This is a genomic window from Nocardia sp. NPDC049220, from assembly GCF_040647855.1.
Classification (GTDB): Bacteria; Actinomycetota; Actinomycetes; order Mycobacteriales; family Mycobacteriaceae; genus Nocardia.
Genome location: NZ_JBEZDA010000001.1, coordinates 1503983 through 1526741, shown reverse-complemented (window position 1 = coordinate 1526741; position 22759 = coordinate 1503983). Strand labels below are relative to the sequence as shown.

Sequence of the window (22759 nt, the reverse complement as noted above, 5' to 3'; positions counted from 1 at the left end):
GGATGAACTCGAACCGTGGCACCACCCCACTAGAACAGGTCGACACGGTCGTCGGAGCCGCGATCTCTCCAACGGCCCTTCTGTCTCCGCGGTGATGTCACAGCAGGCGGGTAGCCTCAGCCCGTGACCTCTGCTGCTGGTGGGCCCCTGTTGCTGCTGGATGGAGCCAGTCTGTGGTTCCGTGCTTTTCACGCGATTCCGGACAAGATCACCGCGCCGGACGGTAGGTCGGTGAACGCGCTACGCGGTTTCATCGACATGGTGGCGTCGCTCATCGTCAAGCACACGCCGAGCAGGCTGGTGGTCTGCCTGGACCTGGACTGGCGGCCCGCCTATCGGGTTGAACTGGTGCCGTCCTACAAAGCGCACCGGCTCGACCGCACCCCGGACGCCGCGGCCGGCGCCGAGATGGTTCCGGACACGCTGACCCCCCAGGTAGCGATGATTCTGGAGGTCCTGGACGCGGCCGGCGTCGCGACCGGCGGCGCGGCCGGCCTGGAGGCCGACGACGTACTCGGCACCCTGGCCACCCGCGAACGCGACGATGCGGTCATCGTCGTCAGCGGTGACCGCGATCTGCTCCAACTCGTGCGAGATGACCCGGAACCCCCGGTACGCGTGCTGTACGCGGGGCGCGGCCTGGCCAAGGCGGAACTGTTCGGACCGGCCGAGGTCTCCGCGAAATATGGTGTGCCACAACAGAATGCGGGTCACGCGTATGCCGATCTGGCCACGCTGCGCGGCGATGCTTCCGACGGCCTGCCCGGTGTCGCGGGGATCGGTGAGAAATCCGCGTCGATGTTGATCTCACGCTTCGGTTCGCTCGACGCGCTACGCGCGGCCGTCGACGACGCGGACGCCGACCTCGCCCACGGCATGCGCGCCAAACTTCGTGCCGCGGAGGACTATTTGAACGCCGCGGCGCCGGTCGTGCGGGTTGTCTGCGACGCCGACGTGGAACTCTCCCGCAGCGATGTCCTCCCGACCGAACCCGCCGACCCGGCTCGATTGCGTGACCTCGCCACCGCCTACAACGCCGAGAGTCCGATCACCCGCCTGATCTCCGCCCTGAGCGCGGTACGCACCACCTGACGACCAACAGAGAACCCCATCGCGCACATCGCGATGGGGCTACTCGATCTCGACGCCGAACCCGGCGGTGCGACCCACCGTCGAGTGGGCCGCACCGGGATGCGAGCGGACCGGGAACTAGCTGGGGCGGCCGACCTCGTAGGTGCCGTCCTCCTTGGTGATCTTGATGGTCACCTTCTTCGACTCGCCGCTGACCTTCAGGCTGCATTCGAACGCGGCGTCGACCTTGACTTCCTGGCCGGACGGGCAGGAAACATCACTGACGTCCTGGATGCCGTAGGAATCCGACAGCACCTTCTTGACGCCGTCCTGCACCGCGGCTTGGTCTAGTTTGTCCTTGGCGGTCAGCGCCAGAACGAGGGCGACGATCGCACCGAGCACCACGACAGCGAGCACGGACAGGCCGATAACAAGGCCTTTGCCTTTTCCGCCCTGCTGCGGCGGTGTCTGCTGAGCTCCCCACTGGGGCTGCTGCTGACCCCACTGCGGCTGCTGGCCTTGCTGGCCCCAGTCCTGCTGCTGGGGTTGGCCCCACTGCGGCTGGCCCGGCTGAGCGGGCTGCTGACCCCACTGCGGTTGCTGGGGCTGCTGACCCCACTGCTGGTGCGGTTGTCCCCACTGTTGCTGCGGCGGTTGCTCACCCCAGTGCTGGGTCGGCTGGGCCGAAGCCGGGGACTGCGGTTGTCCACCCCAAGGCTGCGCGGAGCCGGCACCGCCGGGTGCCTGCTGTCCGCCCCACTGCTGGGTGGGATCGTTGCGTCCCTCCCCAGGGTCATTCGGTCCATAAGGGCCGCTCATCTGCTTGCCTCCACTCGCATCGTTGTACACACGGTAGCCCCCCGCGTGGGGCCCGTCGCATCACACGACTCTTCCGCCACGGTCGGTACGCGAAAGAAATCAAATCACAATCGAATCAACTGTGTTGATGTCGGCAGCGCCCGCGACACCTCCATGGTGACGCACGCCGACACCGACACTGCGCTCATACCGCTCACGCGGCGTCCACCGCGACGACACCCCGCCGGATCGCCCGCACCGCCTTGGCCGCTGTCGCCGCGATCTCGGAGTCGTCGGCGGTACTGTGGATCTGATCCAGCAGATCGATCACCTGTCTGCACCAACGGACGAAATCGCCCGCCGAGAGTGGTGCGCCTTGGTCGCCGCTGGCCAGCAACGAGTCGGCCAACCCGTCCCCGCGCGCCCACTTGTAGACGCCGGTGACGAAACCGAGATCCGGTTCCCTGGTCGGCGGCAGTTTGTGTCGCGCTTCGTCCGACCGCAACCCGGTCCACGCTCCGATCGTCGCGCCGACCGCCTGTCGGATCGGCGCCGTCGGTCCGCTCGCACCGAGATATCCACCCTCCTGACGCGATTCGTACACCAGTACCGAGACCACGCTGGCCAGTTCGGCGGGGCCGAGGCCGCGCCACAGACCCTGCCGCAGGCACTCGGCGACCAACAAGTCGCTCTCGGCGTAGATCCGAGCCAACCTGCGCCCGTCGGCGGTCACCTCGCTCTCGTGCACGAACCCGCGTTCTTCCAACAGTCCAAGGATCCGATCGAAGGTCCGCGCCAACGAGTTGGTGGTCGCGGCAACCTTCTGGCGCATGGCCTCGGTCTCGCGCAATAGCCGGTTGTAACGATCGCCCACCCTGGCCATCTGCTCGCGGTCAGGCCTCGTGTGCGCGGGATGTGCGCGCAGGCTGCGGCGCAGCGTAGCCAGTTCCCGGTCGTCGGCCGCCGCCGAACGCTTGCCCCGCCGTGCCCTGCCCGGCGCCGAGATTCCGGTGCTGCGCAGCGCTGACGCCAGATCACGGCGGATGTGCGCGGTCCGATGATCCACCCGGCGCGGCAACCGCATATGCCCGAGCGCCTCGGCGGGCACCGGGAAGTCCGCCACCGACACCCGGCCCGCCCACTTGTCCTCGGTGAGCACCAGCGGACGCGGATCCCCAGGCGTCGAATCCGGCTCGAGGATCACCGCGAGCCCGGCGCGCCGCCCGGACGGAATCGCCACCACGTCGCCGCGGCGCAGCGCGACCAGCGCGGCCACTGCCGCACCCCGCCGATCGGCTCGGCCCTGCTGCGCCAACTGCCGCTCGCGCTGCTTGATCCGCTCGCGCAGTGCGAAGTAGGCCAGGAAGCCGCCTTCGACGCCGCCCAGCTGATCAACCAGTTTGCGCAGGGTGACCTCGTTGCGCTCGATGCCACGCACCAATCCGACCACCGAGCGATCCGCCTGGAACTGGGCGAACGACCGCTCCAGCAATGCGCGCGACTCGTCGGCGCCCATCCGGTCGATCAGGTTGATCGACATGTTGTAGCCCGGACGGAACGAACTGCGCAGTGGATAGGTCCGGGTGGAAGCCAGGCCCGCGACCGCACTGGTGTCCACCTCGGGCTGCCACAGCACCACCGCGTGTCCTTCGACATCGATGCCGCGCCGCCCTGCTCGCCCGGTCAGCTGGGTGTACTCCCCCGGCGTGAGTTCCGCGTGCGACTCGCCGTTGAACTTCACCAGCCGCTCGAGCACAACGGTGCGCGCGGGCATGTTGATGCCGAGCGCCAGTGTCTCCGTGGCGAATACGGCGCGCACCAGTCCGTTGACGAACAGCTCTTCGACGGTGTGCCGGAACGCGGGCAACATGCCCGCATGATGCGCGGCCAAACCCCGCTGTAGCGCCTCGCGCCACTCCCAGTAGCCCAGCACCTCCAGATCGGCCTTGGGCAAATCGCCGGTGTGCTTGTCGATGATCGCGTCGACCGCGTCGCGTTCGTCCGCGCGGCTCAAGTCCAGCCGTGAGCGCAGGCACTGTGCCAACGCTCCATCGCAGCCTGCTCGGCTGAAGATGAACGTGATCGCGGGCAACAAGCCCTCGTCGTCCAGCGTGGCCAGCACGTCGGGCCGTGGTAGCGGACGAAAATCGCGACGTGGACCACCACGGCCGTGGCGTGGACCAGCCCAGCCGTTCATCCGGTCGGCCGCCTCGCGCTGCCGGATGAACCGCACCAGATCCTCGTCGACCAGCACCTTCTGGTCGGTGGACTTCGTGTCGAACAGATCGAACATCCGCCGCCCCACCATGACGTGCTGCCACAGCGGCACCGGCCGGGTCTCGTCGACGACCACGGTGGTGTCGCCTCGCACGGTCTCCATCCACGCGCCGAACTCCTCCGCGTTGCTGACCGTGGCCGACAGGCTGACCAGCCGGACGTCCGGCGGCAGATGCAGGATGACCTCCTCCCACACCGCCCCGCGGAATCGATCGGCGAGGTAGTGCACCTCGTCCATCACCACATACGACAACCCGCGCAACGCGTCGGAGGAGGCGTACAACATATTGCGCAGCACTTCGGTGGTCATCACGATCACCGGTGCGTCCGGGTTGATCGACTGATCGCCGGTGAGCAGGCCGACGCTGTCGCGGCCGTGCCGTTCGGTGAAGTCGGCGAACTTCTGGTTCGACAGTGCCTTGATCGGTGTGGTGTAGAAGCATTTTCCACCCGCCGCGAGCGCCAGATGTACCGCGAATTCACCGACAACGGTCTTGCCCGCGCCGGTCGGAGCGCACACCAGCACGCTGTGGCCGTCCTCGAGCGCCCGACACGCAGTGCGCTGAAACGGATCGAGCTCGAACTTCAGCTCGACGGAGAATGCGGCCAACTCGCCCGGCTGCGACTGATGATCTGTCACTGTCAGAGGGTATCGGAGTAGTCCGACACCGAGCGCGTGGATTTCGCCTGTGACGTCGAGAGCGACGCCGCCGGATCGATCGGCTCGGGCGAACTCACATCGGACGCTTCCGCATCGGACAGGGCGCCCCACCCTTCGTTGTCGCGGCGGGCACGTCGCAGGTCGTTGATCCGGGAGAACTGGATGGCGACCTCGAACAGAACGGTCAGCGCCAGCGCGAGCGCGAGCATGGAGAACGGGTCCTGCGGGGTGACGATGGCGGCGAAGACGAACAGGCCGAAGGTGATGCCGCGCCGCCACGCCTTGAGCCGCGCGTAGGTCAGCAACCCGACCAGGTTCAATCCGATGATCAACAGCGGAGTTTCGAAGCTGACGCCGAAGATGACGAGCAGGTTGATGATGAAGCCGAAGTACTGCGAACCACTCAGCGCGGTGATCTGAACGTTGTCGCCGATGGTGAGCAGAAAGCTGAGGGCGTGCGCGATGACGATGTAGGCGAGCACCGCACCAGTGGCGAAGAGCACCGTTCCGGAGGACACGAACCCAATCGCGTACTTGCGTTCCTTGGCGTACAGGCCGGGTGTGATGAATGCCCACAGTTGATACAGCCAGATCGGCGCGGCCAACACGACGCCCGCGGTCATACCGACCTTCAGGCGCAGCGTGAACTGTTCGAACGGCGCGGTGGCCAACAGACGACACGCACCATCCGGGCTGAGCGATGCGCGCGCCGACGCGGGCAACGAACAGTATGGCCCGCGAAGAATCTCACCGAGGCTCTCGATACCCATCAACGAATGCGCGTACCAGAGAAACCCGAGCACCGTGGTGACGACCACCGCGAGAATGGAGATCAGCAGGCGGTAGCGCAGCTCCTGCAGATGCTCGACCAACGACATGGTGCCGTCGGGATTGGTCCTGCGCTTACTGCGACGCGGATCGAACGGGATTCGCATGGTCGGTGATAACCCCTGGGTTGACGTGCCCTACTGACCTCGGCAACAGCGCTGAGTTCGGAGTGAGGTCCGTCCTCACCCCGGCGCGAGCTGGTCCGCTCAGACCGACTTCGGCTCGGTGTGCGGCTGCTCGGTGGCCGACGGTGCGACCTGCTGCGCGGACGGCAGCTGCGGCGTGGGTTGCTGGGTCGGCGCGGTGGTGGTCGACGAGGCACCCTCGTTCTGCATCTGGCTGACCTCGCTCTTGAAGATGCGCAAGGATCGGCCCAGACTGCGGGCCGCGTCGGGCATCCGCTTCGCGCCGAAGAACATCACGAAAACCACCGCAATGATCAGCCAGTGCCAGATGCTCAGACTGCCCATAATTACCTCCCAAGACTGTGATGATTCGATGCTACCGGACCGTGACGTGCGCGAACGCTGTTGTCACTGGTCGTTTGCCCGGCGTTCGACCACGCCGCCTGCCGCGGCGGCGTGCAGTTCGGTGAGCAGTTGCGGTCCGGTCCAGCTCCGCCGATCACCCTGTTCAGCGGCCACGATCAACTCGATCAGCCGCTGGTTCACCGGCGTCGCGACCCCGACCATCGCACCCAGACCGACGATCTCGCCGCACAGCCAGGAGATTTCGGTCTTGCGACCGAGTCCCAGATCGTCCGCCATGGAGGAGCGCGCCTCCGGATCGATGGCGAGAACCCGCCCGGCCACCCGCTGGAACAAGCCGTCGGGGACAGTCAGTAGCGCCGTCATCATCCGCGGCGGCAGCGGAGTAAGTCTGGCCGGGCGAATTCGCGCCTTGTTCATCACCGCCAGCGCTTCGCGCTGGGTCAGCGCGAGACAGCGACGGTAGTCGCGATCGGCGAGTTCCGTACGCAGCGGCTGTCCGGACAACGCGTTGATCGGGTTGTTGAGGTTCAGTAGCAGTTTCGCCCATTGCACCGGACGCAGGTCGGGGTACCGGCGCAATGCGAGTCCCGCCTGTTCGAAGAGGTCGACGAACGGTGCGAGCGCGGGATCGTCCTGCACCGCGAGCTTGCCCTCGGTGCCGCGGTGGAAGCGGCCGTCGGGATGGTGCACGACATTGAACATCACCATGCCCGCCAGGACCACGCAGTGCGGCAGGATCTCCCGAATCACACTGTCGTTGCCGATACCGTTCTGCAAACTCAGCACCACGGTGCCCGGCCGGATCTTGCCGCCGAGCGGGCGCACCGCGTCCGCGGTCGCCGCCGATTTCACTGTGACCAGCACCAGGTCCGCCGATCCGACATCCTCCGGCTCGGTGGCGACATGGAACCTGTCCGGGGCCAGGACGTCGTCGCCGCCGTCGAGATCGGTCAGCCGCAGCCCCGAGGAGGTGATCTCGTCCACCAACCATGTTCGACCGACCAACGTGAGGTCCGCTCCGGCCATCGCCAGCTTGCCGCCGACGAAGGTGCCGATACTGCCCGCTCCGACCACCAGCACGCGATTCTTCACGCCGTTCCAGCCTCTGACATTCGAGAGAACACCTCTGTTCGGGCCGAGCCGGCACCGGAAGGCCGCCTACTCCGCATCGATCCTCCAGTGTGTCGCGACGTCCGGTCCGCCGATAACGGCGCTGTCGGGTCGTCCCTCATCGAGCCTCCGGGTATCCGGCTTCCTCGTAGGCGGCCAGGGCGGCGTTCGAGCGTTCCCGCACCGCAGCGACCAGTTCCGGCGGCCCGAGGACCGTGACGCCGGCGCCGAAGCCGAGCAGCAGCCGCGCCATCCAATCCAGCGTGGCGAACCGCATGGTCGCCTCCAGACTGCCATCGAGATGCACCGCAAGCCGATGCATCGGGTACTGATCGAGTACCCAAGCGTAATCGGCGTGAATTCGCAAGCGCGCCAAAGGAACCGCGGGGTCGTCCTGAAACAGGTCGAGCCCCGCTTCCGTGGCGTGCTCGGGCGGCCGCGCCTGTTCGTCCAGTTCGACCGCGGCCTCGATCCGGTCGAAACGGAATAACCGGACGCCCTCGGCCTGCCTGCACCACGCCTGCAGATAGCTGTTGTTGTCCACCAGGACGATACGGATCGGGTCGACCACCCGTTCGGACACCACATCGCGGCTGGCGGAGTAGTACACCAAGCGCAGCGCGCGCCCGAGCGCCAGCGCCGACCGCACGGTGGCCACGGCGGGCGCCTCCCGCGGCGGCGTGTGAGTCTCGCGGGCCTCGCCGGCCCGGGTCGACCCGCCCGCGATCGCCGATTCGATCTTGGCGATGGCCGCGTGCGCCGCGGTCGGGTCGACCATGCCTGGCATATCCACGATCGAACGCAGCGCGACCAGCAGTGCGGTCGCCTCGGTGGAGGTCAGACGCAGCGGCCGGTCGATTCCGGCGGAGAAGGTGACCTCGATGCTCTCCTCCGAGAACGACAGGTCGATCAGGTCGCCAGGACCATATCCGGGCAGCCCACACATCCATAGTTGATTCAGGTCGCTCATCAGTTGCTTGGTGGTCACGCCCAGGTCGGCGGCGGCAGCGGCAGCGCTGATACCGGGATGCGCGATGAAGTACGGAATCATGTTGAGTAGCCGCGACAGACGCACCGAGAGCCTCGAACTCACCGTGTCACCTCGCCCACCGCACCCGATACCCCCGCGCTGATGCCTTGTGCCTCGCGCGCACTCGGCTCCCGTACTGTCGCGCCCGAGGGCTGCGTCGATCGCCGCCCGTTCATGCCCGGACCTCGGTATGGTCGAACACCGAGCGCAGCCGGGCGATGACGTCGGTCCTGAGTTCCTCGGGCGCGAGCACCACCGCATCCGGGCCGAGACCGGTGATGAGCCGGGCCACCCAGTCCCACGAGCGAACGGGCAGTTCCACCACGGCGCCCGCGCGCCGACCGATCGTGCGCGCATCGGTCACCTGGCCGAGCCTGCGGATCTCCTGGCCTCGTCCGTCAACGATCCACACCGTAGCCAAGCCGCTGACCGGCGCCGAACTGGTGACTCGGTCGACAATCGCGCGAAGATCCCCGTCCGGCTTGTGCACCGCGTTGCGCGGCCCGTAGGCGGTCACATCGTCGCCGATCCGGGACAGGCGGAAACTCCGCACCGCGTCCCGATCCCGGTCGTGGCCGACCAGGTACCAGCGGCCGTGATGGGTGACCACGCCCCATGGCTCGACATCGCGCATCAGGTAGGGGGCGTTGATCGCACCGCGATGCTCGAACCGGACCGCTTGGCCCGCGTCGATCGCTGCCAACAGTTTGCCGAGCACCGGCTCCGAGCCACGAGTGCGGGCGGGGACGGCGGGCACCGACGCGACGGCGGCATCGGTCTCCACGTGGATGCCCGCCGCCCGCAGCTTGAGCAGCGCGCCCTCCGCAGCGGCGGCCAACTCGGGCGATTCCCACATCTGCACGGCGACCGCGACCGCGGCGGCTTGCTCGTCGGTGAGGTCGATATCGGGTAGTTCGTAGGCATCCCGGTTGATCCGGTAGCCCTCGATCGTCGAGTACCGGCCCACCGGTCCGACTTCCAGCGGAATGCCCAGATCACGGAGTTCGTTCTTGTCCCGCTCGAACATCCGGCTGAACGCCTCGTCGCTGGCGGAGTCCTCGTATCCCGCGACACTGTCCCGGATCCGCTCCGCGGTCAAGAACTGACGGGTCGACAGCAACGCGATGACCAGATTCATCAGCCGCTCGACCTTGGATATCGCCACCCGATAGAGGGTAATCGGCACCGGGCCGACACCGCGCGGCGGCGCGCGATTCATTCGGTCACGCGTGCGATGCGGGCATCATCAATACATGATCATCGCCTTCTCCGTTACTCCCCTCGGTGCCGGTGCCAACGTTGGGCGAGCCGTCGCCGAAGCGGTCCGCATCGTGCGCGCCAGTGGCCTGCCCAACCACACCGACGCCATGTTCACCACCGTCGAGGGCGAATGGGACGAGGTGATGGGCGTGGTCAAGCAGGCGACAGACGCGGTTATCGCGGTCGCGCCACGGTGCAGCCTGGTGCTCAAAGCCGACATACGACCCGGCGTGACGGACGCGATGACCGCGAAGGTGGCGACGATCGAACGGTACTTGGCACACGAGTGATCCGCGCCGCAACGGCACCGGGCCGGTCGCTCGACCGGCCCGCAACCCACTCACATCGACGCGATGAGACGTTCCACGCGCTCGTCGACCGAGCGGAACGGGTCTTTGCACAGCACGGTGCGCTGCGCCTGATCGTTGAGCTTCAGATGCACCCAGTCGACGGTGAAGTCACGGCCGGCCTCCTGCGCGGCGGTGATGAAGTCCCCACGCAGTTTGGCGCGAGTGGTCTGCGGCGGAATGTCCACCGCGGCGTCCACCGCCTCGTCCTCGGTGACCCGCTTGGCCAGGCCCTTGCGCTGCAGCAGATCGAAGACGCCTCGACCACGCTTGATGTCGTGATAGGCGAGATCGAGCTGAGCGATCTTCGGATCGGACAATTCCATGCCGTAGCGGTCCTGATAGCGCTGGAACAGTTTGCGCTTGATCACCCAGTCGATCTCGGTGTCGACCTTGGCGAAGTCCTGCGCCTCGACCGCGTCCAGGGTGCGGCCCCACAGGTCGACCACCTGATCGATCTGGGGATCGCGGTCCCGGTTGCGCAGATGCTCCACAGCGCGGGCGTAGTACTCGCGCTGAATCTCCAGTGCGCTGGCCTGCCGACCACCCGCCAGGCGCACCGGACGGCGCCCAGTCATATCGTGACTGACTTCACGGATCGCGCGGATCGGATTGTCCAGGGCGAAATCGCGGAACGAGACACCTGCCTCGATCATCTCCAGCACCAGCGCGGCCGTGCCGACCTTGAGCATGGTGGTGGTCTCTGACATATTGGAGTCGCCGACGATCACGTGCAGGCGGCGGTATTTCTCCGCGTCCGCGTGCGGTTCGTCGCGCGTGTTGATGATCGGGCGCGAGCGGGTCGTCGCCGAGGAGACGCCCTCCCAGATGTGTTCGGCACGCTGCGACAGGCAGAAAGTAGCGGCTTTCGGCGTCTGCAGAACCTTGCCCGCGCCACAGATCAGCTGACGGGTCACCAGGAACGGCAGCAGCACGTCCGAGATCCGGGAGAACTCGCCCGCACGGACCACGAGGAAATTCTCGTGGCAGCCGTAGGAGTTGCCCGCGGAGTCGGTGTTGTTCTTGAACAGGTAGATGTCGCCGCCGATGCCTTCTTCGGCAAGACGCTGCTCGGCGTCGATCAGCAACTCTTCGAGGACCCGCTCGCCCGCTCGGTCGTGGGTCACCAACTGCGCCAGGTTGTCGCATTCCGCGGTCGCGTACTCCGGGTGCGACCCGACATCGAGGTAGAGCCGAGCACCGTTGCGGAGGAACACGTTCGAGCTACGGCCCCAGGACACCACCCGACGGAACAGATACCGGGCTACCTCGTCGGGGGACAGCCGACGGTGACCGTGGAAGGTGCATGTCACACCGAACTCGGTCTCGATCCCCATAATTCGTCGCTGCACACTATCGACAGTACAGCCATGTGCTGGACTTGCGTGGTGCACCGAACAACCCGGATGCATACGTCTTCACAACGATTTGGTCCGCTTTGCCGGAATTTGCACGGTCGAACCCGGGCTGTCACCGAAAGGATGCACACTTCCGACCAGAGATCCGGACGCCCCGCCGACCACGACGGCACGGCGGCGGGGACACCGCGCCGTCAACGCGCCCTTCCCGCCGCCGTGGAACTCATCCGCCTCGCGGCTTACTCCGACTTCGCGTCGTCCACCGGGGATTCCTCGGTCTTCTCGTTCTTCTTCGACTTCGGCTTGCCGGCCGGTTCGGCCGGGCTCAGCAGCCGCTCGAGCACGGTATTGGTGACGCGTCGGAACGCCCGGCGCGGGCGCGCCTGCTCCAACGTCGCAACCTCGAGCGAGCTCACGTCGAGCACTCGCTTCTCCTTCTCCGCGCCTTCCGGCGCGCGTGCCTGCAGCGCGCGTACCGCGACACCGACCGCCGAGGCCAAGTCCAGACCCGGCTGGTAGGAGCCTTTCAGCGCGGTGACGATCGGCTCGGTCGTACCGCCCATCACCACGAACTCCCGCTCATCGACGATCGACCCGTCGAAGGTGATCCGGTACAGCACCGACGCCGCGGACTGCTCCGGATAGCCCACCTCGGCGACACAGATCTCCACCTCGTAGGGCTTGAGCTGATCGGTGAAGATCGAGCCGAGAGTTTGCGCGTAGGCGTTGGCCAGCGCCCGGCCGGTGACATCACGGCGGTCGTACTGGTAACCGCGGATATCGGCCTGCAGGATGCCGCCCCTGCGCAGATTCTCGAACTCGTTGTACTTGCCGACCGCGGCGAACCCGATCCGGTCGTAGAGTTCACTCACCTTGTGCAGCGTCGCGGACGGGTTCTCGGCGACGAACAGCACGCCCTTGTCATAGATCAGCACCACGACACTGCGACCCCGGGCGATACCCTTGCGCGCGAGTTCGGTCTTGTCGCGCATGATCTGCTCGGCCGACGCGTAGTACGGCAGTGTCATGCTCAGGCGCTCCCTTCTTCGGCGGCCTCACGATCGGCGACGATCCCGCGAGTGATCTCCGCCAGCCGCGACTCGGTCACCTCGACCGCGCCCTCCTCATCGATGACGATCGCCGTCGGGAAGATGTTGCGCAGCAGATCCGGACCACCCGTCGCGGTATCGTCATCGGCCGCGTCGAACAGCGACTCGACCGCGATGCGCAGCGCTCGATCCTGATCAATCCCCTTGGCGTACAACTTCTTCAGCGAGGACTTCGCGAACATCGAGCCGGAACCGACCGCGGCGTAGCCGAATCGTTCCTCACTACGACCACCCACCACATCGAACGACACGATGCGGCCCGCCTTCTGCGGATCGGTGGCGCCGAGGTCGTAGCCGACCAGCATCGGTACCACCGCCAGGCCCTGCAAGGCCGCGGGCAAGTTCTCGCGCACCATCTTCGACAGCTTGTTCGCCTTGCCGTCGAACGTCAGCGACACGCCCTCGAGCTTCTCGTAGTGTTCCAACTCCACCGCGAAGATTCGCACCATCTCCACCGCCATGCCCGCGGTACCGGCGATACCGGCCGCGGAGTAGCTGTCGGTGATGTAGACCTTCTCGATGTCCCGACTAGCCAGCAGGTTTCCCTGGGTGGCGCGCCGATCACCGGCGATCAGCACGCCGCCGCGGTAGCTGACCGCGACGATCGTGGTGCCGTGCGGAGCGATGTCCTTCGCGGAAGTGCCGCCGGTAGGTCCGGCGGCACTATGTCCGAAGCTGTTGGAAGGCAACAGGTCCGGCGCGTGCATACGCAGGTATTCGGAGAAGGAAGAGAGGGCGTACCCCAAGTGGAGACGCGAGGGGTCACCTGCTGTCACTGGCCACCTTTCTGCACGTACGCTCGGACGAAGTCTTCGGCGTTCTCCTCGAGCACATCATCGATCTCGTCGAGCAGGTCGTCGGTATCCTCCGCCAGCTTCTCGCGGCGCTCCTGACCGGCGGCGTCCACACCGTCCGGGCCATCATCCTCGTCGCCACCCCCGGCGCGCTTGGTCTGCTCTTGTGCCATCGCAGCCGACCTCCTCTGTCCTCATCATGACCGGGGCCCATCTGAGCACGGCCCCGATCATGAGCAATGTCCGTGCTCGTCCTTCAACACTACCCAGCGACACCCGCACCATGGCGCAACTGTGTCTAATTCGCCTCTGTGTTCGATTCGCGGGTCGACTACATCACCTACACCACGATGGGAACGCGGCCGCTTTCCGGTGTCCGAGCGGGCGAGACTTGCACCGTCGGGCCTGCGTTTCGGTTGCCCGGAGGTGGGCCACGCCATGACAGCCCAGACGGTCACGTCCCCCTCTGTGCGTGGGTTCGGCCAGGCACAGCACGCTAGGTCGTGAGCTGTTGAACCAGGTCAGCGGCGGTGTCCACGCCATCGAGCAGCTTGCCGACGTGGGCCTTCGTGCCGCGCCGCGGTTCCAGCGTGGGAATGCGGACCAGCGAGTCGCCGCCCAGATCGAAGATCACCGAATCCCAGCTGGCGGCGGCGATGTCGGCGCCGAAACGGCGCAGGCACTCGCCGCGGAAATACGCCCGGGTGTCGGTGGGCGGTTTGGTCATGGCATCCAGGACCTGCTGCTCGGTGACGAGCCGCTTCATCGAACCGCGCGCTACCAGCCGGTTGTACAGGCCCTTGTCCAGGCGAACGTCGGAGTACTGCAGGTCCATCAGGTGCAACTTGGGCGCCGCCCAGCCGAGACCCTCTCGGTTGCGCATACCCTCGAGCAACCGCAGTTTGGCGGGCCAGTCCAGCAGCGTCGCGCACTCCATCGGGTCGCGTTCGAGCAGGTCGAGCACCATCGCCCAATTGTCGATGATGTCCTGGACGCGCTTGTCGTCATTGCCTTCGCGGTCCATGAACTTGACCACTCGGTCCAGGTAGACCCGTTGCAGCGCGAGACCGGTGAGCTCGCGGCCGTCGGCGAGCGCGACGGTCGCGCGCAGCGTCGGGTCGTGGCTGATCGTGTGCACCGCGGTGACCGGGCGGGCCAGCTGGAGATCGGACAGGTTCTCGCCCGCCTCGATCAGATCGAGCACCAAGGCGGTGGTGCCCACCTTCAGGTACGTCGACATTTCGGCCAGATTGGCGTCGCCGATGATGACGTGCAGTCTGCGGTATTTGTCCGCGTCCGCGTGCGGCTCGTCGCGGGTGTTGATGATGCCGCGCTTGAGCGTGGTCTCCAGACCGACCTCGACCTCGATGTAGTCGGAGCGCTGGGACAGCTGGAAGCCTGCATTGTCGCCGGACTGGCCGATGCCGACCCGGCCGGCGCCCGTGATCACCTGGCGGGACACGAAGAACGGCGTGAGTCCGACGATGATCTGGTTGAACGGGGTGTCGCGGCTCATCAGATAGTTCTCGTGGGTGCCGTACGAGGCGCCCTTGCCGTCGACGTTGTTCTTGTAGAGTTGTAGACGCGGGGCGCCCGGAACGCTCGACGCGTGCCGCGCTGCGGCCTCCATCACCCGCTCGCCGGCCTTGTCCCAGATCACCGCATCCAACGGGTCGGTCACCTCGGGCGCGGAATACTCGGGGTGGGCGTGATCCACATAGAGCCGGGCACCGTTGGTGAGGATCATGTTGGCCGCGCCGACCTCGTCGGCATCGATCACCGGAGCGGGGCCGTTCATGCGGCTCAGGTCGAACCCACGCGCGTCACGCAGTGGAGATTCCACTTCGTAGTCCCACCGAGTGCGCTTCGCCCGCGGCACACCCTCGGCCGCGGCGTACGCCAGAACCGCCTGCGTGGAGGTGAGGATCGGGTTGGCCGACGGCTCGGTAGGGGTCGAGATGCCGTATTCGACCTCGATTCCGATGATGCGCTGCATGATGTCGAGCCTAGGCGACGCGCCTGGGCTGACCCGGCGCGACGGGCGGAGACCAATGTCATACCGCTGTAGTACTTCCGGAGAACTCGTCCCCGCGCAGGTCGACGTGATAGTCGAACGACGACCGAATCGATCTCCGATCGCCGATCGGGCCTGACGGGCGCACCGTTCGCCGGAACCGACGACGCCAGCGGCCCCCGCCCGGTTCACCGCTCTCGACATGCTGCGCGGGGTCGCGATCCTCGGCACGCTGAGCACCGGTACCCGGATTCTCACCAACCCGAAGGACTGGTCGGCTACGTCCCCGCGCTCGGCGAGGCGTGACGTAGACATCACCGACAACTAGCCCACTGCCGCCCAGGCGTCACCGCCTACACCATTCGAGCGGAGCGACACGGCGGCTCGCGAAAGCATCCGAACCACCGTTCGACTCCCCTCGATCCTTTGCGTGTGGCCGGCGTGGTCGTTTCCATGCGTGGGAGCGACGTCGACGAGATGCACCAGGAATTGGGGATACTCGCCGCGAACAGCACGAGCGGCGCGGCTGTTGCCTGCTCTTCCGGGCGGCAGACCGGACAGGAGCGGGCGCGATCGGGCAAAGCGCGACTACCGCAGCGGCGAACGGATAGTCTCGTTGCAGGATCCAGCGAGCGTGCGTCAGCCGGGAGTGTCCGATGAAGGCTCTGGTCACCAACGACTTCCCGACGTCGAAGGGCGCCGCAGAGCCACCGTCATCAACCGCATTGCTGCGGCCCGGGATCCTGGCATTCGCGGAAGCCGTCGATCCGACGCCGTTGCATGCCCACCACGCGGTGCAAATCATTGCCGCGTCCAGCCCCATCGTCGTGGTCGACGGCAACGGCGTCCGGCGGCACGGCACCCGCGTCATCGTTCCGACCGACGCGCCACATCGGATCGACGTGGGCGCCGCACATGGCACCGCCATCTACCTCGATCCGGAGACCGCCGCCGGAGCCGCCGCGGATCGAAGGGCGCACCTGCACGGATGGATCGACAGCGCCGACACGCTCAGGTTCGATCCCACCCACGGCGATCTGATCGACCAGGTCGCGGCCGTCATCGACGATCTTCTGCCCGAGAATGGCAAGATCGAATCGAGCGAGCGGCACTCCGTCGTCACCGCGGCGCTGCACCTGCTGCCCGCGTTGGTCCGGGACGGCTCGGTGCGCGGCTCGGATGTCGCACACCGGCTGGGCATTTCGGCAAGCAGACTCACCCGGCTGTTCGCCGAACAGGTGGGAATCCCTTTGCGTCCCTACATCCTCTGGCTGCGACTGCATATCGCAACAACTCGCGTGCGTGCGGGCGACGACCTCACCGCGGCCGCGGTGGCCGCCGGGTTCTCCGACAGCGCTCACCTGACCCGCGCCTGCCGACGCACGTTCGGGCTGCCGCCCTCGGCGCTGAGCGGGAGATCCCACTGGGCGGTGGGCGAATAGCGGCATCACCGTCGCGACAACACGGCGTGCGGCTTCCATTCCAGGTGCTTGCGCTGCTGGTGGCCGGGCGAGTTCGCGGCCGCCGCGATCCCGACGGTAGCTCCGGTTCGGTCCATCTCGTCACCCGTTAAAGCGTGGATCAGATTATATTCCTTGACAGGTATATGCATGTTCTGGCATATTACTTGGAGTGACGGTTGACGCATTCGCGGCGGTGGCCGAACCACAGCGCCGAAAGATTCTAGACCGGTTGCGCACCGGCCAGGCCAGTGTCGGTGAGCTGGTCGACCAGCTGAACCTGCCGCAGCCGACGGTGTCGAAGCATCTCAAGGTGCTGCGGGAGGCCGGGTTCGTCACCGTCGAAACCGTGGCACAGAAGCGGATCTACCGGCTGGCGCCGGGACCGTTCCAGCACCTCGAGGACTGGCTCCTGCCCTACCTGCGGCTGTGGAGCCGGCACCTCGATGCCCTCGGCCGACACCTCGACAACAAGGAGTCTCCATGACCACTCGTCACTATCACCCGAGTCCGTTGCGGCCGGTCGAGATCGTCAGCGATGGCACGCGGTTCGCGCTGGTATTCACCAGGGAGTTTCCGCACCGACCCGAATCTGTCTGGTCGGCACTGACCGACCCGGACGAGCTGCGGCACTGGGCGCCCTACACCGCGGATCGGCCACTACACACCCCAGGACCGGTCACCCTGATCATGACCGACAGTCACACGCGGACCGAATTGCACGGCCAGGTGACCGTGGCCGAGCCGCCCGCACTGCTCGAATTCACCTGGGGCGCCGACCTGTTGCGCTGGGACCTCAGTCCGCACGGCGCGGCGACCACGCTTCGGCTCACCCATTGGCTGGCCGATCGCGCCATGGCCGCGATGATGGCGGCGGGCTGGCACATCTGCCTCGATGTAGCCGCGGAGCTGCTGGCGGGCAGTCCGATCGGCCCCATCGTCGGCGCCGAAGCGATGAACCACGGTTGGGCCGAACTCAACAAGCAGTATTCCGACCGCCTCGGCATCGAAGCGATCGATCCGCCGATCGACGCCTGAATCGCTCAACGCCCCCAAGCCGGTAGCGGAACCGATCCCTGTCACCATAGGCATGCTGAAGGCGGGAGCCTACTCCACGCCGCGCAGTATGCCGCCGCACCGGCGGAACCAAGATCTGCCGCGGCAGTCGGTCAGTCCACCCGACGGGCCTGCAGGTAGTAGTCGGCCGAGAGCGCAGTGAGCACCTGGCGAACACCCGGCGACGCCCAGACCCCGGACGCGCCGTGCAGCACCACCGGCTCGGTCAGCTCGACGACGTGCCCGCGAGTCTCCAGCGTGAAGCCGCCGGCGGCGCGAATGTTCTTGACCCAGTCGGCGTTTCGGCCATAGATGAGGGCGATTCGGTAATTGTCGTCGTGGACGGAGACCATGACCGGAGTTCGGTAGGAGCGCCCAGATTTTCGGCCCTTGTGTAGCACGATGCCGAAACCGGGCGCCCGACCCGCGACAAGACCCGCGGTCGGATTGGTGACGTGCCGGTTGAAATTCGCCAATGCGCGCGGAAGCACCATCGGGGCGATCCTCTCTCCGGGGGGCGTGCGGTGCTCAGGCTACTCTCGACCCGTGCCATTTCCGCCGCACCGTGGGTCACCGGACGCCGACGCGTCGGGCACCGAGTCGATCGCGGTCTACGACCCCCAGGGCAACCCAATCGGCGCGGCCGACCGGGCCACGGTCTACCGAGACGGACTGTGGCATGCCAGCGCCGGCGTTCTGGTGCGGTCACCGGATGGCGATCGGATCTATGTGCACCGCCGCACCGACACCAAAATGGTCTTCGCGGGCATGCACGACTGCCTCGCGGGCGGCGTGGTCGAACCCGGCGAATCGCCGCGCGACACCGCTCTGCGCGAAGTCGGCGAAGAACTCGGCATCATGCTCGACCGGGGCGATCTGCCGTTGCGCACGCTGGCGAGCGTCTCCTGGGATGGCGACTGGCAGGACAGACCCATGCGCTGTCACCTTTTCGCGTACGAACTGCGCTACGACGGACCGATTCGGCACCAACCCGATGAGATCGCTGACGGTTGGTGGTGGTCCGAGGCCGAACTGCTGGCGCACCTGGTAGATCCGGACTGGCCTTTTGTGCCGGACACCCGCCTACTGATCCCGGACATCCTCAACACGGCGGGCCCCCGGCCGAAGAATACGGGCGGGCCGTCACGATGATCAGCTGGACGACACGACCGACCCCGCCCACGCGGCGAACGCGCCTGGGTTGCGAGTCTGCAGCAACACTCGACCGGGCCCGGTGAAGTCGAAGACGAATCCCTCGCCCGACTTCAGCGACTGGATCGATCGGCCCGACACCGCTCGGCGAATGGTGAAATTCATCGCCAGGTCGTAGGCCACCACGTGACCGGTGTCGATGGTGATGGGCTCGCCGGCTTGCAGGTCGATGACATCGATCGCGCCGAACACACCGACGACGATCTCGCCCGCACCGTGTGCGCGCAAACCGAATCCCCCTTCGCCGCCGAACAGATTCGCGAAACCGCCCCACTTGCTCTCCACCTGTACGCCGTGCGAGTTGGCGATCCAGCCGCCGCGGCTGATGAAGAACGGACGATCCGGGCTGATCTGCAGGTTCAGCATGTCGCCGGGTAGCGCGGGCGCCACATCCACCCAGCCACCCTGCTGCGGCGCCGTAAAGGTCGAGACGAAGAACGATTCACCGGCCAGCACCGACCGCTTCAATCCGGCCAGGATGCCGCCTTCGGCCTTGGCCTGCAACGTGACTCCCGCCGAGTGCGCAACCATGGCGCCACTCTCGACCCGCATCGGCTCTCCGCCGGCCAGAAAGCACCGCGCAATGGTCGAAGCAGGATTGTGCCGCAGTTGTACCTTCATGTCCGCCGACCCTACCGCCTGTATCGAACCGGAGTATCGGCCCGATTCACCTCCGGTACAGGCGACAGTTCAGCGAATCCTGTGCGACGGAGTCGGCCGACACCGAGCCGACGCAGCGCGACGAACCGGCCGCAGTCGTCACAGCAGATTGCGCAGCGCTGCCTCGTCGCGCGCGACCACAGCGCCACCGTCGGCGGTCAGCACGATCGGACGCTGGATCAGCGCCGGATGCTCGACCATTGCCGCCACCCACCGGTCCCGGTCATTGTCGGCGCGTCCCCAGTTCGCCATATCCAGCTCCTTGGCGATCCGCTCGCCGGTACGGACGATGTCCCAGGGTTCGACACCGAGCCTGCGCAGCACGTCGCGAAGTTCGGCGGCGGACGGCGGCTCGTCGATGTACTTCCGCACCGAGTACTCGAGGCCCGCTTCGTCCAGGAACGCGGTCGCGGTGCGGCTCTTGGAACACCGCGGGTTGTGCCAGAGTTCGGTCCGCCCAGAGGTCATATACGCAGGATACCGAGGGCCGAACGATCGTCGAGCCGCCCTGGGTCGAGCCGTCCGTCACAAGATCGGCATTCCGACTCGCCGGCTCCGGTCATCCCAGCGGAATCGTGAAGTCCCACGGTCCAGGGTCGAGCAGGAACCCCGCCAGCGGGTCGATCGGATCTTGCCAGAGAAGTTGCGGCACAGTCACATTCAGTACGCGACAGGAAGGATCGAGACGAGGGCCGCAGGCGAAGTCCAGCACGATCCTGGCGCCGTCACTGTCTGCACGCGACTCCATGAAACGGTAGGCGCCGCCCCGGTCGTCGGTCAGACGCATCCCGGTCTCCGGAAAACCCGAGCGGAAATGCCGCGTCCGGCCAGGTGGATCATCCCAGGTTTCGGGTTCCAACGGGGAGCGGTAGTCGGGATGATCCCGCGCCAAGTCCACCTGCGCCCTGATCCGGAATCCATCGTCGAACAGTTCGAGCGAAAAGATCGTCACGGCCACCCTGGCCCGACGCCTGGTCAGCCCGGCCGCCACCACGCGCTCGAAAATATACAGCCGCGGCACGGGCCTCGGGTCATCGGCTGTCGCGATCAGCTCGGCGTGCGCGGCGTCGTCCACTTCCGCGGTATATCTACCAGCTCCGGCGATGGCCGCCTCCACCGTGCTCGCACACTGGTCACACGCAGACAAAGAGCGCAGTAGCCCGACGTCATCGGGATGTCCACCACAGAATCGACAGGAGTGCGCTGAATTGGGCCCGGCCGAATGCGAAATCACCCGACAAGTATCAGCCCGTAGGGCCTACTCCCAATGGGGAAACTGATGCGATCTTTCATCGGCGGTCCGCGGCCGCCGGCTAGCGTCGCCGATACGCCGCACGACCCTGGGCACTGCTGTGTACCGCCGCTCTACGCTGGATGAGTTCAGCGATGTGATCGGCGAACGTCGGCCACGATTCTCGGGGCAGGCCACGGCCCATGTCGTCGATCATGACGAGTTTCGCTTCGGGGAAGGCGTCGGCGGTCGCTCGCCGCCACTGGCGTCGCGCATGAGGTCAGCTGCGCCATGCAGCACCAGCGTGGGTACGCGCAACGCTCTCAGCTGTGCTCGGTCACCGGAGGCCGGAACCGTCACCAGCTGGCGCATCATCCCGGTGTCATCGCGTCCTCGGTCGTAGACGCGTGCGGCCCGATCGGCCCGAACTGCCGCGTCGAACTCGAACTCGGGGGACCCCACCGCTCGCGCCGACCGGACCTGCCAGTCGATGTAACCGGCACGGTTCTTCGGCGGCGCCCCCCAGTGGGCCGATAGCGTTAAAGTCGGTTCGGCCCACGGCAAGGCCATGCCACGGTCTGGTCGTCGAGCGCCCGGAGCCGAGCCCGGCAAGATCGCGCCGGTTCGGCGCCCCGAGCGCCGCGACAACACCGGACATTCAGCTCATGAAGCCGTCGGCGACCTCGAGCACTTCGTCGATGATCGCCAAACCGGTGCGCAGCTCTTCCGCGGTGGTTGTCAGCGGCGGCGCGATCTGAAAACGATTGCCCGCGTTGAATGGCCACAACCCGCGATCCTTCGCAGCGGCGGTGACCGCGGCCATCGGTGCGGCGGTCGCGCCCGCCGCGGCGAACGGAACGAGCGGCTCCCTGGTGACGGGGTCACGGACCAGTTCCAGGGCCCAGAAGAAGCCGAGCCCGCGCACCTCACCAACACTCGGATGCCGGGCAGTCAACTCTTGCAACCCCTTTCCGAGCACGTCAGCGCCCACCGAGCGCACGTGGTCGAGAATGCCGTCTCGCTCGAAAACCTCGATCGAGGCAACGCCGGCCGCGCAGGCCAGCGGATGCCCGGCATACGTGAGACCACCTGGATACACGGTGTGGTCGTAGCGCTCAGCGATCTTTTCCGCGATGAGCACACCGCCGAGCGGGACATAGCCGGAGTTCACGCCCTTGGCGAACGTGATCAGATCAGGCGCGACGTCGAAAGCCTGGACCGCGAACCATTCACCCACCCTGCCGAACCCGACCATCACCTCATCGGCGATGTAGACGATGCCGAACTCGTCGCACAGCGCGCGCACACCGGCGAGATAGCCGGGCGGCGGAACGAGCACGCCGTTGGTGCCGACCACCGTCTCCACAATCAGCCCCGCGATGTGCTGCGGGCCTTCCAATTCGATCACCTGTCGCAGATGGGCCAGCGCGGCGGCGGTCTCCTCCTCGGGAGTCGCCGTCGCCCACGGCGATCGGTAGGGATACGGTCCGAAGAATCGCACCACGTCGACATTGGTCGGCTCCGCGCCCCAGCGGCGGGGTTCACCGGTGAGGCCGATCGCGACACCCGTACCGCCGTGGTAGGAGCGATACGCCGCGAGCATTTTCGTGCGCCCGGTGTAACTGCGGGCCAGCCGCACCGCATGCTCGACCGCCTCCGCGCCACCGGTGGTGAACAGGATCCGATTCAGCTCGCCGGGTGCGCGCTCGACGATCAGCCGGGCCAGTTCGCTGCGCGCCTCGTTGCCGACGGTCGGCGAGATGGTGCTGAGCCGCTGTGCCTGCGCCACGATCGCCGCGATGATGTCCGGCTGCTGGTGACCGATGTTGACATTCACCAACTGCGAGGAGAAGTCGAGATAGCGTTTGCCGGTCGCGTCCCAGAAGTAGGAGCCGGACGCCCCGGTGATCGGCACTGGGTTCACCTCGGCCTGGGCGCTCCAGGGATAGAAAACGTGATCGGCCACGCTACTTACCACCTTCTGTCAAGGTC

Annotated in this window: 25 protein-coding genes; 7 read left to right on the top strand and 18 right to left on the bottom strand. The window is 66.6% G+C overall.

From position 1 onward, the window contains the following. Window positions 1–123 precede the first annotated feature (123 nt). Complete coding sequence (locus AB0C34_RS06815) at window positions 124–1092, top strand: 5'-3' exonuclease (protein ID WP_357068156.1); 969 nt, start codon at window positions 124–126, stop codon at window positions 1090–1092. A gap of 117 nt (window positions 1093–1209) precedes the next feature. Here the strand turns inward: AB0C34_RS06815 and AB0C34_RS06810 are convergent, their stop codons facing one another. The 7 genes from AB0C34_RS06810 to AB0C34_RS06780 all read right to left on the bottom strand — a co-directional run bounded on the left by AB0C34_RS06810 (window position 1210) and on the right by AB0C34_RS06780 (window position 9431). Further along, the gene (locus AB0C34_RS06810) at window positions 1210–1890 is read right to left on the bottom strand and encodes a DUF4333 domain-containing protein (RefSeq protein WP_357068154.1); all 681 of its coding nucleotides are present in this window, start codon (window positions 1888–1890) and stop codon (window positions 1210–1212) included. 193 nt (window positions 1891–2083) lie between these two features. After that, window positions 2084–4786 carry an RNA helicase gene (locus AB0C34_RS06805; protein WP_357068152.1) on the bottom strand — a complete coding sequence of 901 codons (2703 nt, stop codon included), beginning with the start codon at window positions 4784–4786 and terminating at the stop codon, window positions 2084–2086. Window positions 4787–4788: 2 nt separating this feature from the next. Next, window positions 4789–5742 carry a twin-arginine translocase subunit TatC gene (tatC, locus tag AB0C34_RS06800; protein WP_357068150.1) on the bottom strand — a complete coding sequence of 318 codons (954 nt, stop codon included), beginning with the start codon at window positions 5740–5742 and terminating at the stop codon, window positions 4789–4791. Window positions 5743–5841: 99 nt separating this feature from the next. Then, on the bottom strand, window positions 5842–6105 hold the full coding sequence (gene tatA, locus AB0C34_RS06795) for a Sec-independent protein translocase subunit TatA (protein WP_357068148.1): 264 nt from the start codon (window positions 6103–6105) through the stop codon (window positions 5842–5844). A 63-nt stretch (window positions 6106–6168) separates the two neighbouring features. Continuing rightward, window positions 6169–7218 (bottom strand): 2-dehydropantoate 2-reductase, encoded by a 1050-nt coding sequence (locus AB0C34_RS06790; RefSeq protein ID WP_357068146.1) that lies wholly within the window; start codon window positions 7216–7218, stop codon window positions 6169–6171. Between the two features lie 136 nt (window positions 7219–7354). Next, a complete protein-coding gene (locus AB0C34_RS06785; protein ID WP_357068144.1) occupies window positions 7355–8329 on the bottom strand; it encodes a YafY family protein in 975 nt (324 codons plus the stop codon). A gap of 109 nt (window positions 8330–8438) precedes the next feature. Beyond that, a complete protein-coding gene (locus tag AB0C34_RS06780) occupies window positions 8439–9431 on the bottom strand; it encodes a WYL domain-containing protein (protein WP_357068142.1) in 993 nt (330 codons plus the stop codon). Window positions 9432–9519: 88 nt separating this feature from the next. Between AB0C34_RS06780 and AB0C34_RS06775 the strand changes: the two genes are divergently transcribed. After that, window positions 9520–9816 carry a thiamine-binding protein gene (locus tag AB0C34_RS06775; protein ID WP_357068140.1) on the top strand — a complete coding sequence of 99 codons (297 nt, stop codon included), beginning with the start codon at window positions 9520–9522 and terminating at the stop codon, window positions 9814–9816. 50 nt (window positions 9817–9866) lie between these two features. Here the strand turns inward: AB0C34_RS06775 and pafA are convergent, their stop codons facing one another. From pafA to dop, 5 genes are all read right to left on the bottom strand, one after another. Continuing rightward, window positions 9867–11225, bottom strand: a complete 1359-nt coding sequence (gene pafA, locus AB0C34_RS06770; RefSeq protein ID WP_357068138.1) for a Pup--protein ligase — start codon at window positions 11223–11225, stop codon at window positions 9867–9869. Between the two features lie 245 nt (window positions 11226–11470). After that, window positions 11471–12259, bottom strand: a complete 789-nt coding sequence (gene prcA / locus AB0C34_RS06765) for a proteasome subunit alpha (protein ID WP_357068136.1) — start codon at window positions 12257–12259, stop codon at window positions 11471–11473. 2 nt (window positions 12260–12261) lie between these two features. Next, window positions 12262–13116 (bottom strand): proteasome subunit beta, encoded by an 855-nt coding sequence (prcB, locus tag AB0C34_RS06760; RefSeq protein ID WP_357068134.1) that lies wholly within the window; start codon window positions 13114–13116, stop codon window positions 12262–12264. Continuing rightward, window positions 13113–13307, bottom strand: a complete 195-nt coding sequence (locus AB0C34_RS06755) for a ubiquitin-like protein Pup (RefSeq protein ID WP_040735645.1) — start codon at window positions 13305–13307, stop codon at window positions 13113–13115. Before AB0C34_RS06755 ends, prcB begins: the two co-directional genes overlap by 4 nt. A 323-nt stretch (window positions 13308–13630) precedes the next feature. Then, complete coding sequence (gene dop / locus AB0C34_RS06750) at window positions 13631–15130, bottom strand: depupylase/deamidase Dop (RefSeq protein ID WP_357068132.1); 1500 nt, start codon at window positions 15128–15130, stop codon at window positions 13631–13633. A gap of 220 nt (window positions 15131–15350) precedes the next feature. Here dop and AB0C34_RS06745 point away from each other — a divergent pair, with 220 nt between their 5' ends. The 4 genes from AB0C34_RS06745 to AB0C34_RS06730 all read left to right on the top strand — a co-directional run bounded on the left by AB0C34_RS06745 (window position 15351) and on the right by AB0C34_RS06730 (window position 17646). Beyond that, window positions 15351–15476, top strand: coding sequence for a hypothetical protein (locus AB0C34_RS06745; protein ID WP_357068130.1), 126 nt, complete (start codon window positions 15351–15353; stop codon window positions 15474–15476). Window positions 15477–15804: 328 nt separating this feature from the next. Beyond that, window positions 15805–16590: a helix-turn-helix domain-containing protein gene (locus tag AB0C34_RS06740; RefSeq protein WP_357068128.1), complete on the top strand. Its 786-nt coding sequence runs from the start codon at window positions 15805–15807 to the stop codon at window positions 16588–16590. Between the two features lie 190 nt (window positions 16591–16780). Beyond that, the gene (locus tag AB0C34_RS06735; RefSeq protein WP_357068126.1) at window positions 16781–17095 is read left to right on the top strand and encodes a metalloregulator ArsR/SmtB family transcription factor; all 315 of its coding nucleotides are present in this window, start codon (window positions 16781–16783) and stop codon (window positions 17093–17095) included. Continuing rightward, a complete protein-coding gene (locus tag AB0C34_RS06730; protein ID WP_357068125.1) occupies window positions 17092–17646 on the top strand; it encodes an SRPBCC family protein in 555 nt (184 codons plus the stop codon). The genes AB0C34_RS06735 and AB0C34_RS06730 overlap by 4 nt, the downstream gene beginning before the upstream one ends. Window positions 17647–17777: 131 nt before the next feature. Here the strand turns inward: AB0C34_RS06730 and AB0C34_RS06725 are convergent, their stop codons facing one another. Further along, complete coding sequence (locus AB0C34_RS06725; protein WP_357068123.1) at window positions 17778–18158, bottom strand: nitroreductase family deazaflavin-dependent oxidoreductase; 381 nt, start codon at window positions 18156–18158, stop codon at window positions 17778–17780. Between the two features lie 52 nt (window positions 18159–18210). On the opposite strand from AB0C34_RS06725, the gene AB0C34_RS06720 reads away from it, so the two are divergent. Then, on the top strand, window positions 18211–18816 hold the full coding sequence (locus AB0C34_RS06720) for an NUDIX domain-containing protein (protein WP_357068121.1): 606 nt from the start codon (window positions 18211–18213) through the stop codon (window positions 18814–18816). Here the strand turns inward: AB0C34_RS06720 and AB0C34_RS06715 are convergent, their stop codons facing one another. The 5 genes from AB0C34_RS06715 to AB0C34_RS06695 form a co-directional block, all read right to left on the bottom strand. Next, the gene (locus AB0C34_RS06715; protein WP_357068119.1) at window positions 18817–19497 is read right to left on the bottom strand and encodes a TIGR00266 family protein; all 681 of its coding nucleotides are present in this window, start codon (window positions 19495–19497) and stop codon (window positions 18817–18819) included. It abuts the gene before it with no gap. Between the two features lie 138 nt (window positions 19498–19635). Next, window positions 19636–20004 carry an arsenate reductase family protein gene (locus AB0C34_RS06710; RefSeq protein WP_357068117.1) on the bottom strand — a complete coding sequence of 123 codons (369 nt, stop codon included), beginning with the start codon at window positions 20002–20004 and terminating at the stop codon, window positions 19636–19638. Between the two features lie 91 nt (window positions 20005–20095). Continuing rightward, a complete protein-coding gene (locus AB0C34_RS06705) occupies window positions 20096–20611 on the bottom strand; it encodes a hypothetical protein (protein ID WP_357068115.1) in 516 nt (171 codons plus the stop codon). A 369-nt stretch (window positions 20612–20980) separates the two neighbouring features. Beyond that, on the bottom strand, window positions 20981–21337 hold the full coding sequence (locus tag AB0C34_RS06700) for a hypothetical protein (protein ID WP_357068114.1): 357 nt from the start codon (window positions 21335–21337) through the stop codon (window positions 20981–20983). 88 nt (window positions 21338–21425) lie between these two features. Beyond that, window positions 21426–22733: an aspartate aminotransferase family protein gene (locus AB0C34_RS06695; RefSeq protein ID WP_357068112.1), complete on the bottom strand. Its 1308-nt coding sequence runs from the start codon at window positions 22731–22733 to the stop codon at window positions 21426–21428. Window positions 22734–22759: the final 26 nt, after the last annotated feature.

Coding starts and splice junctions, on each gene's coding strand:
- AB0C34_RS06810 (WP_357068154.1), bottom strand. CDS start 1,890: ATGAGCGGCCCTTATGGACCGAATGACCCTGGGGAGGGACGCAACGAT.
- tatC (WP_357068150.1), bottom strand. CDS start 5,742: ATGCGAATCCCGTTCGATCCGCGTCGCAGTAAGCGCAGGACCAATCCC.
- tatA (WP_357068148.1), bottom strand. CDS start 6,105: ATGGGCAGTCTGAGCATCTGGCACTGGCTGATCATTGCGGTGGTTTTC.
- AB0C34_RS06775 (WP_357068140.1), top strand. CDS start 9,520: ATGATCATCGCCTTCTCCGTTACTCCCCTCGGTGCCGGTGCCAACGTT.
- prcA (WP_357068136.1), bottom strand. CDS start 12,259: ATGACACTGCCGTACTACGCGTCGGCCGAGCAGATCATGCGCGACAAG.
- AB0C34_RS06755 (WP_040735645.1), bottom strand. CDS start 13,307: ATGGCACAAGAGCAGACCAAGCGCGCCGGGGGTGGCGACGAGGATGAT.
- dop (WP_357068132.1), bottom strand. CDS start 15,130: ATGCAGCGCATCATCGGAATCGAGGTCGAATACGGCATCTCGACCCCT.
- AB0C34_RS06745 (WP_357068130.1), top strand. CDS start 15,351: ATGCTGCGCGGGGTCGCGATCCTCGGCACGCTGAGCACCGGTACCCGG.
- AB0C34_RS06740 (WP_357068128.1), top strand. CDS start 15,805: ATGAAGGCTCTGGTCACCAACGACTTCCCGACGTCGAAGGGCGCCGCA.
- AB0C34_RS06730 (WP_357068125.1), top strand. CDS start 17,092: ATGACCACTCGTCACTATCACCCGAGTCCGTTGCGGCCGGTCGAGATC.
- AB0C34_RS06725 (WP_357068123.1), bottom strand. CDS start 18,158: ATGGTGCTTCCGCGCGCATTGGCGAATTTCAACCGGCACGTCACCAAT.
- AB0C34_RS06715 (WP_357068119.1), bottom strand. CDS start 19,497: ATGAAGGTACAACTGCGGCACAATCCTGCTTCGACCATTGCGCGGTGC.
- AB0C34_RS06710 (WP_357068117.1), bottom strand. CDS start 20,004: ATGACCTCTGGGCGGACCGAACTCTGGCACAACCCGCGGTGTTCCAAG.
- AB0C34_RS06700 (WP_357068114.1), bottom strand. CDS start 21,337: ATGGCCTTGCCGTGGGCCGAACCGACTTTAACGCTATCGGCCCACTGG.